Origin of the sequence: Halomonas sp. G15 (genome assembly GCF_021282295.1) — a bacterium.
Taxonomy (GTDB): Bacteria; Pseudomonadota; Gammaproteobacteria; order Pseudomonadales; family Halomonadaceae; genus Halomonas; species Halomonas alimentaria.
This window is the reverse complement of record NZ_JAJSPA010000007.1, coordinates 1-16078: the sequence shown is the minus strand read 5'-3', so window position 1 is coordinate 16078 and position 16078 is coordinate 1. Positions and strand designations below refer to the sequence as shown.

General features: G+C 68.3%; 17 protein-coding genes, 1 tRNA gene and 1 riboswitch. Of the genes, 7 read left to right on the top strand and 11 right to left on the bottom strand.

Going from position 1 to position 16078, the window contains the following annotated elements; genetic code table 11:
• Position 1: 1 nt before the first annotated feature.
• The 7 genes from bioF (at position 2) to LWH48_RS05220 (ending at position 5983) form a co-directional block, all read left to right on the top strand.
• Positions 2-1177 (top strand): 8-amino-7-oxononanoate synthase, encoded by a 1176-nt coding sequence (gene bioF / locus LWH48_RS05250; protein WP_232911727.1) that lies wholly within the window; start codon positions 2-4, stop codon positions 1175-1177.
• On the top strand, positions 1174-1929 hold the full coding sequence (locus LWH48_RS05245; RefSeq protein ID WP_232911726.1) for an alpha/beta fold hydrolase: 756 nt from the start codon (positions 1174-1176) through the stop codon (positions 1927-1929). Before bioF ends, LWH48_RS05245 begins: the two co-directional genes overlap by 4 nt.
• Positions 1926-2723, top strand: coding sequence for a methyltransferase domain-containing protein (locus tag LWH48_RS05240; RefSeq protein WP_232911725.1), 798 nt, complete (start codon positions 1926-1928; stop codon positions 2721-2723). The genes LWH48_RS05245 and LWH48_RS05240 overlap by 4 nt, the downstream gene beginning before the upstream one ends.
• Position 2724: 1 nt before the next feature.
• A complete protein-coding gene (bioD, locus tag LWH48_RS05235; RefSeq protein ID WP_232911724.1) occupies positions 2725-3426 on the top strand; it encodes a dethiobiotin synthase in 702 nt (233 codons plus the stop codon).
• Positions 3427-3469: 43 nt separating this feature from the next.
• Positions 3470-3554, top strand: a tRNA-Leu gene (locus tag LWH48_RS05230).
• A 121-nt stretch (positions 3555-3675) separates the two neighbouring features.
• Positions 3676-4956 carry an adenosylmethionine--8-amino-7-oxononanoate transaminase gene (bioA, locus tag LWH48_RS05225; protein WP_232911723.1) on the top strand — a complete coding sequence of 427 codons (1281 nt, stop codon included), beginning with the start codon at positions 3676-3678 and terminating at the stop codon, positions 4954-4956.
• 34 nt (positions 4957-4990) lie between these two features.
• Complete coding sequence (locus LWH48_RS05220) at positions 4991-5983, top strand: hypothetical protein (protein ID WP_232911722.1); 993 nt, start codon at positions 4991-4993, stop codon at positions 5981-5983.
• Positions 5984-6005: 22 nt separating this feature from the next.
• On the opposite strand, the gene LWH48_RS05215 is transcribed toward LWH48_RS05220, so the two are convergent.
• The 11 genes from LWH48_RS05215 to LWH48_RS05165 form a co-directional block, all read right to left on the bottom strand.
• On the bottom strand, positions 6006-7457 hold the full coding sequence (locus tag LWH48_RS05215) for a cobyric acid synthase (protein WP_232911721.1): 1452 nt from the start codon (positions 7455-7457) through the stop codon (positions 6006-6008).
• Positions 7445-8152, bottom strand: coding sequence for a 5,6-dimethylbenzimidazole synthase (gene bluB / locus LWH48_RS05210; protein WP_232911720.1), 708 nt, complete (start codon positions 8150-8152; stop codon positions 7445-7447). Before bluB ends, LWH48_RS05215 begins: the two co-directional genes overlap by 13 nt.
• Positions 8149-8754, bottom strand: coding sequence for a cob(I)yrinic acid a,c-diamide adenosyltransferase (cobO, locus tag LWH48_RS05205; protein WP_232911719.1), 606 nt, complete (start codon positions 8752-8754; stop codon positions 8149-8151). The genes bluB and cobO overlap by 4 nt, the downstream gene beginning before the upstream one ends.
• 4 nt (positions 8755-8758) lie before the next feature.
• A complete protein-coding gene (locus LWH48_RS05200; RefSeq protein WP_161432733.1) occupies positions 8759-9526 on the bottom strand; it encodes an ABC transporter ATP-binding protein in 768 nt (255 codons plus the stop codon).
• Positions 9526-10494 carry a FecCD family ABC transporter permease gene (locus LWH48_RS05195; RefSeq protein ID WP_232911718.1) on the bottom strand — a complete coding sequence of 323 codons (969 nt, stop codon included), beginning with the start codon at positions 10492-10494 and terminating at the stop codon, positions 9526-9528. Before LWH48_RS05195 ends, LWH48_RS05200 begins: the two co-directional genes overlap by 1 nt.
• The gene (locus LWH48_RS05190; protein WP_232911717.1) at positions 10491-11399 is read right to left on the bottom strand and encodes a cobalamin-binding protein; all 909 of its coding nucleotides are present in this window, start codon (positions 11397-11399) and stop codon (positions 10491-10493) included. Before LWH48_RS05190 ends, LWH48_RS05195 begins: the two co-directional genes overlap by 4 nt.
• Positions 11399-13291, bottom strand: a complete 1893-nt coding sequence (locus LWH48_RS05185) for a TonB-dependent receptor domain-containing protein (RefSeq protein WP_232911716.1) — start codon at positions 13289-13291, stop codon at positions 11399-11401. The genes LWH48_RS05190 and LWH48_RS05185 overlap by 1 nt, the downstream gene beginning before the upstream one ends.
• A gap of 128 nt (positions 13292-13419) precedes the next feature.
• Positions 13420-13655, bottom strand: a riboswitch (cobalamin riboswitch).
• Between the two features lie 57 nt (positions 13656-13712).
• Positions 13713-14129 carry a bifunctional adenosylcobinamide kinase/adenosylcobinamide-phosphate guanylyltransferase gene (locus LWH48_RS05180; RefSeq protein WP_232911715.1) on the bottom strand — a complete coding sequence of 139 codons (417 nt, stop codon included), beginning with the start codon at positions 14127-14129 and terminating at the stop codon, positions 13713-13715.
• Positions 14084-14716: a histidine phosphatase family protein gene (locus tag LWH48_RS05175; RefSeq protein ID WP_232911714.1), complete on the bottom strand. Its 633-nt coding sequence runs from the start codon at positions 14714-14716 to the stop codon at positions 14084-14086. Before LWH48_RS05175 ends, LWH48_RS05180 begins: the two co-directional genes overlap by 46 nt.
• The gene (cobS, locus tag LWH48_RS05170; RefSeq protein WP_232911713.1) at positions 14668-15423 is read right to left on the bottom strand and encodes an adenosylcobinamide-GDP ribazoletransferase; all 756 of its coding nucleotides are present in this window, start codon (positions 15421-15423) and stop codon (positions 14668-14670) included. The genes LWH48_RS05175 and cobS overlap by 49 nt, the downstream gene beginning before the upstream one ends.
• Positions 15420-15992: a bifunctional adenosylcobinamide kinase/adenosylcobinamide-phosphate guanylyltransferase gene (locus LWH48_RS05165; RefSeq protein WP_161432726.1), complete on the bottom strand. Its 573-nt coding sequence runs from the start codon at positions 15990-15992 to the stop codon at positions 15420-15422. Before LWH48_RS05165 ends, cobS begins: the two co-directional genes overlap by 4 nt.
• Between the last annotated feature and the right edge of the window lie 86 nt (positions 15993-16078).

Genomic DNA, 16078 nt, shown 5'->3' with positions numbered 1-16078 from the left:
CATGGCCGTCCACGACTGGGCAGGCCGGCTCGCCGCATGCACCCAGGCCCGCCGATCGGCTGGCCTGTGGCGACACCGCCACATCGGGCAGCCAACAAGCGCGCTGTGCGACTTCGCCGGTAACGACTACCTGGGCCTGGCACGGGACCCGCGCCTTGCCGAGGCGATGGCCGAGGGTGCCAGGCGCCATGGTGCCGGGGCCCGTGCCTCGCACCTGGTCAATGGCCACCTCGCGGTTCACGAGGCACTCGAGGGCCGCCTTGCCGATCTCACCGGTCGCCCACGGGCGCTACTCTTCTCCACCGGCTACATGGCCAACCTGGGTGTACTGCAGGCGCTCTGCGACGAGGAGACCCGGGTCTTCCAGGATCGCCTCAACCACGCCTCACTGATCGATGGCGCCCGACTTGCCGGTGCCCGTTCGCGACGCTTCCATCATGCTGATCTGGCCGACCTCGACCGGCTGCTGGAGCGCAGGGCGACAGGGGCCCTGCGGCTGGTGGTGAGCGACGGCGTCTTCAGCATGGATGGCGACATCGCCGACATCCCCGGGCTTGCCACGACGGCGCGCCGCCACGGGGCCTGGTTGATGATCGACGATGCCCACGGCCTGGGCGTACTCGGCGAGCGCGGCGATGGCAGCGTCGGCCACACCCACGGCATGGACGAGGTGCCGGTGCTGGTGGGCACGCTCGGCAAGGCGCTGGGCACCGCCGGCGCCTTCGTGGCGGGAAGCGAGGCACTGGTCGAGCACCTGGTCCAGTTCGCCCGCCCCTACATCTACACCACGGCCCAGCCGCCGGGAGTGGCGGCGGCCACGCTCGCCGCGCTGGAGATCCTTGCCTCCGAGCCGCAACGCCGCACCCGGCTGCACGCGCTGATCGCCCGCTTTCGCCGCGAGGCGGCGACGCTGGGGCTGCCACTGATGGCCAGTTCCACGCCGATCCAGCCGGTGGTGCTGGGCGATGATGCAACGGTCATGGCCTGGGCCGCACACCTCGCCGAGCGCGGCATCCAGGTGGGCGCCATCCGCGAGCCCACGGTGCCACGCGGCCAGGCGCGACTGCGCATCACCCTCTCCGCCGCCCATACCGACGACGACCTGAACGCCCTGCTCGAGGGCCTGGCCGACTGCTGGGCCCGGCACACCGTAACCGGTGGAGAGATGCTGACATGACCCGCCTGGTGCTGCTTTCCGGCTGGGGGGTCGACGCCCGAGTCTGGCGGCCACTGGCGCGCCACTGGCCGGCGGGAGTCACCATCGCTGCGCCCGACTGGCCGGGGTATGGCGGCCGGCCGCCGTTGGCATCCCCCACCGACCTCGACGCCCTGGCCGCCACCATGGCCGATGAGCTTCACCCCGATGCGGTCTGGGTGGGCTGGTCGCTGGGTGGGCTGCTGGCGGCCAGCCTGCTCAGGCGCCTGCCGACAAGCCTGGTACCGCCCCGAGGACTGATCCTGCTGGGCATGGGTCCGACCTTCTGCCACCCCGGAGGCGTCGGCTCGCGGGAACTGGCCGCCTTCCATCACGCCTTCGCCCGTGATCCCGCAGCCGCCCTGGCCCACTTCCGACGCTGGATGCTCGGCGGCGAAGCATCCCCTGGCGACACCCACCGCCTCCTGCGCGACCTTCTCCATGACGACCCGAGCCCCGACGCAGCGAGTCTCGCCGCGGGCCTCCACTGGCTGGCCACCCTGGATATCGGCGACACCCTGGCCGCACCACCCTGTCCGGTGCGCACCCTGGCCGGCGCTGACGACCCGCTGCTGGCCGAGACGCTGCGCCAGGGTGCTGACCGGCGCATCCACGGCGCCGGCCATTGCCCGATGCTCTCGCGCCCCGCTGAGCTGGCCGAGGGCCTGGTCGTGCTGACCCGTGAGTGTCTTACCAATGGCGCTAGCTCACGCCCGGAGGGTACCCACGCATGAACACGCCTGCCCTGCCCCATGCGGCAACAAGCGACGACTGGCAGCGCCGCGTGGCCCACGCCTTCTCGCGTGCCGCCGACAACTACGAACGCCTGGCGACGGCCCAGCAGGCCATGGGAGAGACACTCTGGGCCCGACTCCCGCCCAGGGCGGCGTCGGTGCTCGACCTTGGCTGCGGCCCGGGCCAGTGGAGCCAGCGACTGGCCGAGCACTTCGCTCCCGATGCCCGCATCGTGGGCCTGGATCTCGCCCGGGGGATGCTGGAGGTCGCCCGTCGTGATCACGACGACCGGGTGCAGTGGGTGTGTGGCAATGCCACCGCCCTGCCACTTGCCGATGGCCGCCTGGAACTGGTGTTCTCCAACCTCGCCCTGCAATGGTGCCCCGACCTCGATGCCGTGATGGCGGAACTGCATCGCGTGCTGCGCCCCGGTGGCCAAGCGCTGATCAATACCCTGGGGCCAGGCACCCTTGCCGAGGTCAGTCACGCCTGGCAACGCCCCGATCACCCCGCTGCCCTGCTCGACTTTCGCCAGCGCGAGCGATACCTGGAGGCGGCGCACCTGGCCGGCTTCCGCCGTGTGGCGGTGGCTGCCAGCCGGCCACGTTTCCACTATGTCGACCTGGCCGCGGTGATGGCCTCCATCAAGGGCATCGGCGCCCAGGTCTCGCGCCCTGCGGGACACCTGACTCGCGCCGACCTCGCTCGCGCCAGGCGGCGGTACGAGTCCCTGCGCGAACCCACAGGGCTGCCTGTCACCTACCACCTGCTGACGCTGGAGCTCGTTCGCTGAGATGCCCGCCTACTTCGTGACCGGTACGGACACCGATGCCGGCAAGACCCTGATCACCTCCGGCCTGCTGGCCCTGGCCCGCCGCCGGGAGCTATCCACCCTGGGACTCAAGCCCGTCGCCTCGGGCAGCGAGTCAACCGCCGAAGGGCCGCGTAACCCCGATGCCCTGGCGCTGCAGGCCCAGAGCCATCCGCCGGTGCCCTATGCCACCGTCAATCCCCATGCCTTCCTGCCGGCCATCGCCCCTCACCTGGCCGCACGCGAGGCGGGTGTGAGCGTGACGCTCGAGACCCTGGCCGCGAGTGTCCGTGGCGGGCTGAACCTGGGGCGCGAGCTGACCCTGGTGGAGGGCGCCGGCGGCTGGCGGGTGCCGCTGAACGACCACGAGGACCTCGCCGGCCTGGCCATGGCACTGAGTCTGCCGGTGATACTGGTGGTGGGACTACGCCTGGGCTGCATCAGCCATGCACGACTCACCTGTGATGCCATCGCCGCGGATAGGCTGCACCTGGCCGGCTGGGTCGGTTGCCTGGTGGACCCGGCATTCGCTGCCGACGAGGCGCCCTATCGCGACAACCTGGCGACTCTGGCGAGAACCCTCGACGCCCCCTGCCTGGGCGTCGTGCCGCACCTGCCGGCCGGCGATCCGCGAACCCTGGCCGCGTCCGCCGCGGATCACCTGGAGCTGCCCGATGGCGATTGACTTGCCGGAAGGCGTCCGTAAAATACAACGCCTGCCTACCCTTGCGGATGTGGTGGAATTGGTAGACACGCCAGGTTTAGGTCCTGGTGCCTTCGGGCGTGGAGGTTCAAGTCCTCTCATCCGCACCATCTCAGTTTCCCGTTACGACCTCTCCTGCTTGCGACGCGATATTGTCCGTCATCTCCAACAAGATGGGCGGCGCCTTGGCATGTCCGTCATTTGCCCTCCTCACGACCACGGAGCCAGCCGATGCCTTCCTTGCTGAGTCCATCCCCTGTCTGGCATCCCTATGCCCACCTCAAGACCCAACGGCCGGCCCCCAGGGTAGTCGGCGGAGAAGGGGCAAGCTTCACCCTGGAAGGCGGCGAGACGCTGCTCGACGCCACCTGTTCCTGGTGGTGCATGATCCATGGCTATCGCCACCCGCGGCTGGTGCGCGCCATCCAGCAGCAGGCCGACACGCTCTGCCACGTGATGCTCGGCGGCCTCACCCACGAGCCCGCCGACCGGCTGGCCCGGGAACTGGTGCGCATCACGCCGGCGGGGCTCGACCACGTCTTCTTCTCCGACAGCGGCTCGGTGGGCATGGAGGTGGCCATGAAGATGGCCGTGCAGTACCACCAGCTGCACGGCCGGCCCGGCAAGCACCGACTGCTCTCGCTGATGAAGGCCTACCACGGCGATACCGCCGGCTGCATGGCGGTGTGCGACCCCGAGGAGGGGATGCACTCGCTGTTTGCCGGCTACCTGCCGCGCCACCACTTCGCCCCGGCGCCCACCGCCCCCTTCGATGCCGAGCCCGATGCGGTGGAGCAGGACCTCGCCGCCCTGCGCGGGGTGCTGGAACGCCACCACCACGAGATCGCCGCCCTGCTGATGGAACCGCTGCTGCAGGCCGCCGGCGGGCTCAACATGACCTCGCCCCAGTATCTGCGTGGAGCTCGGAAGCTGTGCGACGAATTTGACGTGCTGCTGGTCTTCGACGAGGTGGCCACCGGCTTCGGACGGACCGGGCGGATGTTCGCCGCCGACCATGCCGATGTCACGCCCGATATCATGGTGCTCTCCAAGGGGCTTACCGGCGGCTATCTCGGCCACGCCGCGACGCTGGCCACCGGCCGGGTGCATGATGCCTTCGTCGGCGACTCCCCCCTGCATGCCTTCATGCACGGCCCCACCTTCATGGGCAACCCGCTGGCCTGCGCCGTGGCCCTGGAGAGCCTGGCGGTGTTCGAGGAGGAGGACTACCTGGGCCGCATCGCCGCGCTCAACGAGGTACTACACAACGAGCTGCTCGACGACACACGCCTGGCCGAACACCCGGCAATCACGGACATACGCGTGCTGGGTGCCACCGCGGTGATCGAGACCCATGACGCGGCGGACCTCGTCGGAGTGGATGACTGGGCACGGGAGCGAGGCGTCTGGCTGCGCCCCATCGGCCGCTGGCTCTACACCATGCCGGCCTATATCACTTCGGCACAGGAAATGCGCCGAATTACCGAGGTCATGAAGGGCTGGTTCGGATAGACTTCCGTAAACGAATTCACGCGAGATCCTAGAGATGAGAAAGGCGCTCATCGCCCTTGCCGCATCACTGAGCCTGATGAGCCATGCACAGGCCGAAACCCAGATGCTCCATGACGATAGCGACCTGCCCGAGTGGGCGGAAAAACGTATCGGCCCCTTTCACGCCACCATGACCGACTGGGTGGATGGCACGTCACGCAGCATCGACGGCTTCTTCGGTACCACCGACGCCCTGACCGTGGACTCCGACTCCTACCTGCGCATCAGTCAGGAGTTCGCCTGGAAGGAGGGCGAGGAGTTCGACCAGGACCTGGGCGCCCGCTTCCGCCTCGACCTGCCCACCACCGAGGAGCGCCTGCGCCTGGTCATCGAGAGCGAGCCGGACGAAACCCGCGGTACCCTCGGCGAGCAGGAGTCGTCGCTGACCGACGATCGCGTCGACAGCATCGAGGACGTGCTGGTGGGGCTGCGACGCCTGGGGGATGGCGACCGGACCCGAGAGTGGGACACCGAGCTGGGTGCCGGGGTAAAAGTACGCCTGCCTCTCGACCCTTATGCTCGCATCACTACCCAGCGACTCTGGACGCTGGATGACGGCCCCTGGCAGCTGCACAGCGGCAATCGCTTCTCCTGGTTCAACGAGGATGGCTACTCGGCTCGCACCCGCTGGGACCTGGGCCGCCCGGTGGACGAGAAGCGTCACCTGCGCTTCATCAGTAACGTGCAGTGGCGCGAGGAGGTGGACACCCTGGAGTTCAGCCAGGCCGCCGAGCTCAACCAGCGCATCAACAACCGCAGCGTGCTGCGCTACTCCGCGGTGGTGCTCGGCGAGAGCCTCTCCCACACCACCATCGAGGACAGCTACCTGCAACTGCGCTTCCGCCGCGACATCCACAAGGGTTTCACCTTCCTCGACGTCGCCCCGGCCCTGCACTTCCCCCGCGAGGCGAACCGCGACCCGCGCTGGGCACTCACCCTGCGCGTGGAGATGTACTTCCGCCGCTTCATCGACCGGGTCACGCTGTAGCCCGCTCACGAGACGCCTGGCGTTAACACCGCAACAACCGCTGAATAGCGGACATATCAAGATGCGCTTCCAGGGCATCGGCCAGCCGCTCGAGCTCCGCCTGGCGGTGGGCGGCCAGGTCCACCGCCTCGCCTGCCTCCTCCAGCCCGCAGCGGGCCAGCAGTGCCGCACCGGCCGCGGGCTGATCGAACAGGCCATGCAGGTAGGTGCCCAGCACCCGGCCGTCGTCGCTCACTGCCCCGTCCGGGCGCCCCACCAGCTCGCACAGGGGGCGCTCAAGCGCCGGCCCCCTGGTAACGCCGTTGTGGATCTCGTAGCCGGCGATCGGCACGCCCTCGGGCAGCAGGCGTCCGCTCACGTTGCGCAGCTGTTTGCCGGCCACCATGCGGGTCTCCATCTCGAGCAGCCCCAGCCCCGGCGCCGCACCGGCCGCTCCCTCCAGCCCCTCGGGATCGTGGATCCAGTCGCCCAGCATCTGGAAACCACCACAGATCCCCAGCAGCTTGCCGCCATAACGTAGATGGCGGCGGATGGCCGCCTCCCAGCCTTGGGCGCGCAGCCAGGCGAGATCCGAGCGGGTGCTCTTGCTGCCCGGCAGGATGATCAAATCGGCCGGCGGAATGGGCCGATCCGGCCCCACGAAGGTGAGCGCCACCCGCGGGTGCAGGCGCAGCGGATCGAAGTCGTTGTGGTTGCTGATGCGCGGCAGCGCCGGCACCACCACGCGCAGCGCCGGTTCCCCCTGGCTCCTGCCCTCCAGGCCCAGGCTGTCCTCGGCGTCCAGCACCAGCCCCTGCAGGTAGGGCAAGGTTCCCAGCACCGGCTTGCCGGTGTACTCCTCCAGCCAGTCCAGTCCCGGCTGCAGCAGCGCCATATCGCCGCGGAATCGGTTGATGATAACGCCCCGGGTGCGTGCCCGCTCGCTCTCGCTAAGCAGCTCGAGTGTGCCCACCAACTGGGCGAAGACGCCGCCGCGGTCGATATCCCCCACCAGCAGCACCGGGCAGTCCACCGCCTCGGCGAAGCCCATGTTGGCGATATCGTTCTCGCGCAGGTTGATCTCCGCCGGGCTGCCCGCCCCCTCGGCGATGATCACGTCATAACGACTCGACAGCGCCTCCCAGGCGGCCAGCATGGAGGCCTTCGCCTCGCGCTTGTAGGCCTGGTAGTCCAGGGCACCCATATGGCCATGCACCTGGCCACGCAGGATCACCTGGGCTCCGCGGTCGCTCTCCGGCTTGAGCAGCACCGGGTTCATATCGCTATGCGGCTCGACGCCGGCCGCCAGCGCCTGCAGCGCCGTGGAGCGTCCGATCTCGCCGCCATCCGCCGTCACCGCGCTGTTCAGCGCCATGTTCTGCGGCTTGAACGGCGCCACCGACATCCCACGACGATGGAGCGCGCGGCACAACGCGGCCACCACCGTGCTCTTGCCCGCATCCGAGGCGGTGCCCTGGATCATCACCGTGGGCATGGGCCCTCCAGTATCTTGCGGAGTTCACCGTCGGCGGGGCCTTCACCCCACCCGCTGCCGTGCACCAGCTCCGCCAGCGGCAGTCGCCGACGCCAGCCCTTGCGGGCCAGCTCGGGCTGATCGAGAAACTCATCCACATAGCCGAGGCAGAGGTAGGCGAGCGGGTAGACCCCCTCCGGCAGGCCCAGCACCTCGGCCAGGTCCTGCTGGTCGAGGATGCTCACCCAGCCCACGCCGATGCCTTCCGCCCGAGCCGCCAGCCACAGGTTCTGTACCGCCAGGCAGGCGCTGAACAGGTCCGTGTCGATGATGCTGTTGCGCCCCAGCACGTGCTCGCCGCCGCGTGTCCGGTCGCAGGTGATGCACAGGTTCAGGGGGCCATCGCGGATGCCTTCGAGCTTGAGGCTGCGGTAGGTCCGCCCGCGCTCCCCGACGTAGTGATCCGCGGCCTTGGTGTTCTCCCGCTGGAAGATCTGATACACCCGTTCGCGGGTCGCCAGGCTGTCGATCACCAGGAAATCCCAGGGCTGCATGAAACCCACCGAGGGGGCGTGATGCGCGGCCTCCAGCAATCGCGCCAGCACCGCCGGCGGGATGGGGTCGGGCAGGAATTGAGAACGCACGTCCCGGCGCTCGTGGATGGCGCGATAGACACCGGCCCGCTGTGCCTCGGAAAAGGCGTGCTCGGAGCTCATAGCTCGACGCCCTTCTGGGCCCTCACGCCCTGATCCTTGAAGGCGTGCTTGACCACTTTCATCTCGGTGACGGTGTCGGCCAACTCGATCAGCGCGTCGGGGGCGTAGCGCCCGGTCACGATGGCGTGCTGCATGGCCGGCCGCGCCTGGAGGTCGTCCAGCACTCGATCCAGGTCGAGGTAGCCGTTCTTCAGGGCGATGTTGAGTTCATCGAGCAGCACCATATCGAAGCTCGGGTCGGCGAGCATGCGCCGGGCCACCTCCCAGGCCGCCTCGGCGGTCTGGACGTCGCGCTCGCGGTCCTGGGTGTCCCAGGTGTAGCCCTCGCCCATTACGTCGTACTCCACGTTCGGCAGCTGGCGGAAGAAGGCCTCCTCGCCGGTGCTGAAGGCGCCCTTGATAAACTGCACCACGCCCACCTGCATGCCGTGGCCGAGGGCGCGTGCCAGCATGCCGAAGCCGGAGCTGCTCTTGCCCTTGCCGGGTCCGGTGAGCACCAGCAGCACGCCCTGCTCCTTGTCGGCCTTGGCGATGCGCTCGTTCATGATCTTCTGCTTGTGGGCCATGCGCTCGGCATGGCGCTGGGGATCGACTTTTTTCATTTGATTACCTCACAGGTACAAAAACCGGGGCACCGTCGACCCAGGCGGTGGCCAGGCGCTGGCCGTATAAGCGCTCCAGGACCTCGGGCACCAGCATCGCTTCCGCCGGGCCCCAGCACGCCTCGCCATCCGGGTAGAGCAGCAGTAGGTGGTCGCACCAGCGCGCGGCCAGGTTGAGGTCATGCAGGCACATCAGTACGGCGCAGCCCTCGGCGGCCTGCTCGGCCAGCAGGGCCATCACCCCCGCCTGGTGATGCAGGTCGAGATGGTTGGTGGGCTCATCGGCCAGCCAGATGGCCGGTGCCTGGGTCAGCACGGTGGCGATGGCCAGGCGCTGGCGCTCGCCCCCGGAGAGGGTGCTGACCAGGCGCTCGGCGAGATGCGCCACATCGAGGCGCTCCAGCGCGGCCTCGGCCAGGCGCAGCTCCTCGGCGCCCTCCATCTGCCAGGGCGACAGATACGGGTGGCGGCCGATCAGCGCGGTCTCGCGTACCGTGGCGGGGAAGCCGTCGTGGCGCTCCTGGAATATCAGCCCCAGTTGGCGCGCCACCTGGCGCCGCTTGAGCGCGGCGAGCGGGCGGCCGTCGAGACGCACCTCGCCACGGCGCGGCGCGCGTAGCCCGGCCAGGGTATGCAGCAGGGTGGTCTTGCCGGCGCCATTGGGGCCCAGCACGCCCCACATCTGGCCCGGCTCCACGCAGACGCCCAGGGCCCGCCCGGCGGGGCGTCCCGGCACATCGATCACCAGCTCCCGGGCCTCGAGTCGACGCATCACTGACTCCGATAGAGCAGATAGAGAAAGGTGGGCACCCCAAGCAGTGCGGTGATCACCCCCACCGGCAACTGCTCCGGGGCGATCATGATCCGCGCCAGGGTATCCGCCAGCAGCAGCAGGGTGCCGCCGGCCAGGGCACAGGCGGGCAGAATCAGGCGCTGGTCGTTGCCCAGCAGCAGGCGCAGCATATGCGGCACCACCAGCCCCACGAAGCCGATGCTGCCGGCGGTGGTCACCGCCATGGCGGTGAGGGCGCTGGCGGCCAGGTAGAGGCCCCACTCCAGGCGCCGCACCGAGACCCCCAGGGCGGCGGCCTGCATGGCCCCCCGGGCCAGCACGTTGAGGCTACGCCCCAGCGGCACCGCCAGCAGACAGACTATGGCTAGCAGCACCAGCGGCGGCCAGGGGGTGCCGGCGTAGGACAGATCGCCCATCAGCCAGTAGAGCATGCCGGGCAGGCGGTCGGCGGGGCTCACCGCCAGCATCAGGGTGATCACCGCTCCCCAGCCGGCGGCCACCACCACCCCGGTGAGCAACAGTCGCGCCGGGGTCCAACCGCCGCGCCCGTGGGCCAGGCCGAACACCAGCAGGGTCGAGACCAGCGCCCCGACGAAGGCCGAGCCCGAGACCAACACACTGCCTAGCCCCGCCAGCATCGCCATCAGGGCCCCCACCGAGGCACCTCCGGAGAGCCCCAGCACATAGGGGTCGGCCAAGGGGTTGCGCAGCAGCACCTGCATCAGGGCTCCGGCCACGGCGAGCAGCCCGCCCACCGCGAAGGCGGCAAGCGAGCGCGGCAGGCGCAGCTCGAGGATCAGGGTGCGGGAGAGCGCCTCGCCCTGCCCTCCCAGGGCCGCCAGGATCTCGTCCGGCGGCAGGGTCACGCTGCCCAGCGCCACCGACAGCACCAGGGCCGCCAGCGCGGCCAGGGCCAGGGCGCCGAGGGGGCGGATCAACGCCGTCACGAGCCCAGTGCTCCCCGCCGCTCGCGGGCCCGCTCCAGCTTCTCGCAGAACAGTCGGCTACCCTCCAGTAGCCGCGGCGTGGGCCGCTGGATCAGCGACGGCGGCACGAAGAAGAGGTTATCCCGCGCCACCGCGGTAAGCTGCGGATACTGTGCCCAGTGGTCCAACCAATCGCGGTTCTCCTCGCCCATGCCGCCGGCCAGGATCGCCTCGGGATCGGCGGCCAGCACCGCCTCCTCGCCGGGACGCGGCACCAGCCGCGGAAGCGCCCCGAAGACGTTGACGCCACCGCACAGGCGCAGCACCTGGCCGATCAGGTGGTCGTCATTGATCGTCATCAAGGGCTCGTCCCACACCTGATAGAAGACCCGCACCGGCGCGGCCTCTGCGTAGCGGGCGGCGAGTGCCGCCATGCCGTCGCGAAACTCACCGGCCACCCGATCACCTTCCGCTTCGGTATCGGCGAGTATCGCCAGGCGCTCGATGGCGCCGGACACGCCTTCGAAGGAACGCGGCTCGATATAGAAGACCGGCAGCCCCAGGGCCTCGAGGCGCTCCAGCTGCTCGGGTGGGTTGCCGGTGACCCAGCCGATCACCAGGTCCGGCCGCAGGGTGACGAGCCGCTCCAGGTCGAGGCGGGTATGGCTCCCGACCGAGGCGACCTCGCGGGCCTCGGGCGGATAGTCGCTGTAGGCCACCACGGCGACGACCTTCTCGCCGGCGCCGGCGGCGTAGACCAGTTCGGTGGCCCCCGGCGACAGGGCGGCGATGCGCTGCGCCGGGGCCACCAGGCACACTTCCCTGTCGGTATCGTCGACGGCGCAGACCTCGGCGCTGGCCGGAGCTGCCACACTCAACAGCAGCGCCAGGCCGGTCAGGAGTAATCGAGAAATCCGTATCGTCATCACTGCCCGAAGTGCACGCTAAGGAAGGCGCTACGACCGGCGTTGATGTAGTCATCGCCGTCGAAGAACTTGGCTGTAGTGTACTCCTTGTCCAGGGCGTTCTCGACGGTCAGACGAGCCGACCATAGCGGCGCAAACTGCCAGCCGGCACGCAGGTTGAGCAGGCCAAAGCCACCCAGGCGGTTCTGGTTGGCGGCATCGTCGTAGCGATGGTTCTGGGCAATCCAGGAGCCGCCCAGTGACCACTCGCCCAGCTTGCGGTCGACATCGAAACGTAGGCTCTGGCCGGCACGGCGTTGTAAACGATTACCGGTTTGACGATTCTCGGGGTCGGTATAGGTCAGCGCCGTTGCCAGGGTCCAATCATTGATCTCGGTCCCTATGGAGAGCTCGGCACCACGGATACGCGCCTCATTGATATTAATCGGTCGACTATCGCCATTGATAGTCTCTGTAGTGATCATATCCTCGATGTCGGTTTGATAGACGGATAAATCCCAGAACCAATCTTGGTACTGGCCTCGCACGCCCAACTCTAAAGCCTGAGAAGTTTCCGCCTTGAGATCAGGGTTTCCTTGATAGGACCCAAAGACACCATAATCTTCAAAAGGCCAGTAAAGATCATTAAAGGTCGGTGCTTTAAAGGCCGTTCCATAGCTGGTACGCAGGGTGTGATGGGCATCCAGGTCATAGCCTAGTGCCAAGCTGCCTGTAACCTCTTCACCAAAAGCTTCGTTGTCGTCGTAGCGCAGACTGGCCTGCACCGCCAAGGGGGAAAAATCGAGCAGCGCCTGGCTGAAAACGGCCTTGTTATCGCGATCCTCTATGTCATAAGGACCACCAAACGGCTCACTCCCGGTGATACTACCGGCCACGCTGTCATTCATGTACTCTGCGCCAATGACCAACTCATGCGCACCAGCGCTAAGCGTGTTTTCCCAACGGGCTGTGCGCGTCTGCGTATCGAAGATAGAATCTTCGGCATGGTTGACGCTTTCATCGCGTGCTTCGCTAAGCGTCAAGCGGCTACGCCAGTTTCCGGTAATAGGCAGCTCACCATAGATACCCGCCACCTGCTGCACATAGTCCGTCGTGGCCAGCGAGCCACTCTTGTCATACTCGGTGGTACCACGCGCCCTAAGTGCCAATACCCCCAGTTCCGCGCCGCTATCCAACGTATGCGACATTCGCGCCAGCGCTGAGGTGTTGTCGTAGCCCATATCGTCTCCACCACGGCGAACCGGCTGCCCATCGGTATCGAAGCGGCTGGCGGCGAAATGGTACCGCGTGCCGCCCTCGGCACCGGAGAGGCTGGCGCTGTAGCGCTGGGTATCGAAGGAGCCACCGCCAAGGGAAATGCGCGGTGCGGGCTCACCGCCGCCTTCCGGCGTAAACAGCTGCACCACCCCGCCCATCGCATCGGCGCCATACAGGCTGCCACGCGGGCCACGTACGATTTCGGCCCGCTCGAACATGCGCGGGTCCAGGTATGACCAGGCCGAACCACCCGCAGTCGCCGAGCGTAGGCGGATACCGTCGATCAATAACGTCGTTGCTTCATTGCCGGTACCGCGAATATAGACGCTACTGCTCTTACCGAAGCTGCCATTGGAGGTGACGTCCACCCCGGGCTGACCGCGCAGCAAATCGGTGATGCTGGTGGGGTCCTGGCGGCGCAGGGTGGCCTCTTCCAGCAGCGTTACCGAGGAGAGGCTCTCGTCGGAAGTGCGCGGCGCTAGCGCAGCGGTGACCACCAGGGGGTTGAGCCTCTGAGGGGTGTCATCGCCGTCGTCCGATGCGTTCTGGGCCTGGGCGGTATGGGAGATGACGGCCAGCGGCAGGGTGGCCAGGGCGAAGGCGGCCAGGCCACGTGAGGGGTAAGCGATAGTCATGGATGTCCCTTGCTTGTCGTACCAACCCGTACGATGCGGGTCTATTCTGGGCCGAGGCGAGGGGGGACATCAGGCGAGAGTGCGGCCAGGCGAGTGGCAACTGCCCTGCCCGAGACCGCCCTCCGCGGTTCGGCATGCGCTCTCCGGCCGGTCTCCGGGCTGACGAGCGAAGGCCTCTCACTGGCCTTCAAGACGACCGCCTTCCCGTGCCTTGGCACAGTGGCTGTTTGGCCGCTTCTATCTCGATCACCGTTGCGGGGGCAGCGTCGGAATGGCGGACTCTCGGCAAGAGCACCGCGCACCGACTTCCCGTTTCACCCCGGCGCTGTGATACGCCTGGGGCACCTGAGAGTGCGCGTAAGCTAGCAAGGCGCGGCAGCGCGGTCAACGCCGGAGGTTAGAAGGCACACTCAAAAATCTTTTATTTCAGCTGCTTGCAGAGGCCATGACGCATATACCAGGCCGTCCGGCTACGCTCGACCGCGGCCTGGGCCAGCCAGCCGTTATGGTCCCGCAGGCGCCGCGCCGCCGGGTCCATGGGTACGATGCCACGCCCCATCTCGTCGAGGATCAGCACCGCTTCGCAGGGCGCCGCAACGAGACCATCAAGCAGCCTCAACCAGGTCTCCCTCAGGGCATCGTCGTCCGGGATCTCGGCAAGGGCGGCCGAGAGCCAGGCGGCGAGGCCGTCGACCACCAGCACATCCCGCCCCGCGTGTCCGACCAGGCACTCCTCGGCGCCCTCCCCCTTCACCAACCGGTGCCAACCGGCACGGGGGAAGCGCTCCGCCGCTAGCCGGCGTCGACCCGAATAGGCACCACCGATGACGCTCTGCATCGCCACTCCCCCTCCTGGTTGTCGAACTCGAAACGGCGGCCCTGGGCCTGACCCACCACACCTTCCCAGAAGTCGCTGCCTTCCAGGCGCCGCCGAAGCTCACGAATCACCCCGCCGTGGCTCACCGCCAGTACCCGGCGGTGCCCCCGCTCGGCGGCCTGAAGGAGCACCTCCCCAAGCCAGGCCTCCAGGCGCGTCCAGAGCGCCTCAGCGGACTCGCCACCGGGAGGCGCCTGCTCACCGGCGCTGTCGATCCAGGCCCGATAGCGGGCGTCCTCCTTGAGCGCTTCCCAGGTGCGCCCCTCGTAATCGCCAAAATCAAGCTCGCGCAGCCGCGAATCGAAGAGCGCCGCCGCCTCCCACGCCGGCAACACATGCATCAGGGTCTGGCGGCAGCGGATCAGGTCGCTGCAGTGCACAGCGTCGAAGGCCTCGTCCGACAGGTGGTCGCGAAGCCGATCCATATCCGCCAGCGCATCGGGCAGCAGCAACGGGATATCGCGCTGGCCCTGATAGCGTCGCTCGAGATTCCAGGCGGTCACGCCGTGGCGAACCACCACCAGCTCCAGGCGCTGAGCAGCACCCATAGTTCTCCTCCCTCGATAGCGGCACCCACGATATCGCCGTTGATGCCGGTAAAGGCCCGCACCATGGCCAGGCCATACAGAAACAGAAAGACGCAGAGGGCGCCGAGCAGCCAGGCGCCGCCAGGCACGAAGCCGATGAAGGGCAGCAACGGCAGCAGCGCCAGCCCCAGATCCCGCCGCGCCAGGTGCTGGCGCCAGGTCCAGGCAAGCCCCTCGCGCCGTGCCAGGGGGGCCAGACGCAGCAGCAGCAGCGCCCCGAAGCGCGAAAGCGCCGGCAGCATCAGCCACAGCCAGGGGCTCGCTCCCGCCTCGAGCAGGGCCAAGATCAGCGCCCCCTTCCAAGCCAACAGGAAGACCAGGGCCAGGATCGCGAAACTGCCCACCTGGCTGTCCTTCATGATTGCCCAGCGCCGCTCCAGGGGGGCATTGCTGCCCAGGGCGTCGGCGATATCCATGACCCCGTCCAGGTGCAGTCCCCCGGAGAGCGCCACCCAGAGGCTGAGCAGCGCCAGCGCCAGCAACGGGCTGGGCAGCCCCTGCCCCAGCATGGCCAGCCCTGCCAGAAGCGCGCCAATCAGCAGGCCCACCAAGGGATAGCAGCGCAGCGCCCATCGGCAGGTGGCGGCATTCCAGGGGCAGACGATGGGCAGCGGAATTCGGGTCAGGAACTGCAGCGCCAGCACCAGTCCGTAGAGGGCGTTGTTCATCGACGCGTCTCCACGTCTCGCTCCCCGGAGGGCTGCCTGTCGATGGCTTTCCATTCGAGAGCCATGCCCGCCACCACCTCGATCACCCGATCCGCTTCTCGGGCCAGCTGGCGGTGCAGCCGCTGGAGGAAGGCCAGGTAGCGCCAGGTCTCCGCGTCGGTTGGGGGAATATCTTCATTGAGGTCGTTGGAGACCACCACCAGGGCGATATCGCGTGCTCGGGCCACCTCGATCACCCGGGCCAACAGCGCCTCCCCCTCCGCCTCGCGGCCGCCACCGGCGTAGAGCCACTGGCTGGCCCAGAGGGTCAGGCAATCCAGCAGGACGGTGTTGCCCACGCCCACTTCGGCCAGGGCGGAGTCCAGCGCCAGCGGCACCTCCAGGGTGTGCCAGCCGGCCCCGCGCTCCTGGCGGTGGCGGGCGATGCGCGCGGCCATCTCGGCGTCCGCGGCCCGCGCCGTGGCGAGATAGACGAGTTCTCCGCCGCCGGCGGCCTGCCACTGGCGGGCCAGGCCCTCGGCGTGGCGGCTCTTGCCGGAACGCGCCCCGCCGCTGACAAAGGCGATCATGACGCGCCCTCCTCGCCGCTGTCCGCCAACGCGCCGGCCAGGGCCGCCAGCAGGCGCTCGTTGTCCTCGGCATCGCGCAGCGCCAG

What these genes read in the sequence shown, in the direction of transcription:
- bioF (WP_232911727.1), top strand. Translation starts at nt 2, where the DNA reads ATGGCCGTCCACGACTGGGCAGGCCGGCTCGCCGCATGCACCCAGGCC.
- LWH48_RS05245 (WP_232911726.1), top strand. Translation starts at nt 1,174, where the DNA reads ATGACCCGCCTGGTGCTGCTTTCCGGCTGGGGGGTCGACGCCCGAGTC.
- LWH48_RS05240 (WP_232911725.1), top strand. Translation starts at nt 1,926, where the DNA reads ATGAACACGCCTGCCCTGCCCCATGCGGCAACAAGCGACGACTGGCAG.
- bioD (WP_232911724.1), top strand. Translation starts at nt 2,725, where the DNA reads ATGCCCGCCTACTTCGTGACCGGTACGGACACCGATGCCGGCAAGACC.
- bioA (WP_232911723.1), top strand. Translation starts at nt 3,676, where the DNA reads ATGCCTTCCTTGCTGAGTCCATCCCCTGTCTGGCATCCCTATGCCCAC.
- LWH48_RS05220 (WP_232911722.1), top strand. Translation starts at nt 4,991, where the DNA reads ATGAGAAAGGCGCTCATCGCCCTTGCCGCATCACTGAGCCTGATGAGC.
- LWH48_RS05215 (WP_232911721.1), bottom strand. Translation starts at nt 7,457, where the DNA reads ATGCCCACGGTGATGATCCAGGGCACCGCCTCGGATGCGGGCAAGAGC.
- bluB (WP_232911720.1), bottom strand. Translation starts at nt 8,152, where the DNA reads ATGAGCTCCGAGCACGCCTTTTCCGAGGCACAGCGGGCCGGTGTCTAT.
- cobO (WP_232911719.1), bottom strand. Translation starts at nt 8,754, where the DNA reads ATGAAAAAAGTCGATCCCCAGCGCCATGCCGAGCGCATGGCCCACAAG.
- LWH48_RS05200 (WP_161432733.1), bottom strand. Translation starts at nt 9,526, where the DNA reads ATGCGTCGACTCGAGGCCCGGGAGCTGGTGATCGATGTGCCGGGACGC.
- LWH48_RS05190 (WP_232911717.1), bottom strand. Translation starts at nt 11,399, where the DNA reads ATGACGATACGGATTTCTCGATTACTCCTGACCGGCCTGGCGCTGCTG.
- LWH48_RS05185 (WP_232911716.1), bottom strand. Translation starts at nt 13,291, where the DNA reads ATGACTATCGCTTACCCCTCACGTGGCCTGGCCGCCTTCGCCCTGGCC.
- LWH48_RS05180 (WP_232911715.1), bottom strand. Translation starts at nt 14,129, where the DNA reads ATGCAGAGCGTCATCGGTGGTGCCTATTCGGGTCGACGCCGGCTAGCG.
- LWH48_RS05175 (WP_232911714.1), bottom strand. Translation starts at nt 14,716, where the DNA reads ATGGGTGCTGCTCAGCGCCTGGAGCTGGTGGTGGTTCGCCACGGCGTG.
- cobS (WP_232911713.1), bottom strand. Translation starts at nt 15,423, where the DNA reads ATGAACAACGCCCTCTACGGACTGGTGCTGGCGCTGCAGTTCCTGACC.
- LWH48_RS05165 (WP_161432726.1), bottom strand. Translation starts at nt 15,992, where the DNA reads ATGATCGCCTTTGTCAGCGGCGGGGCGCGTTCCGGCAAGAGCCGCCAC.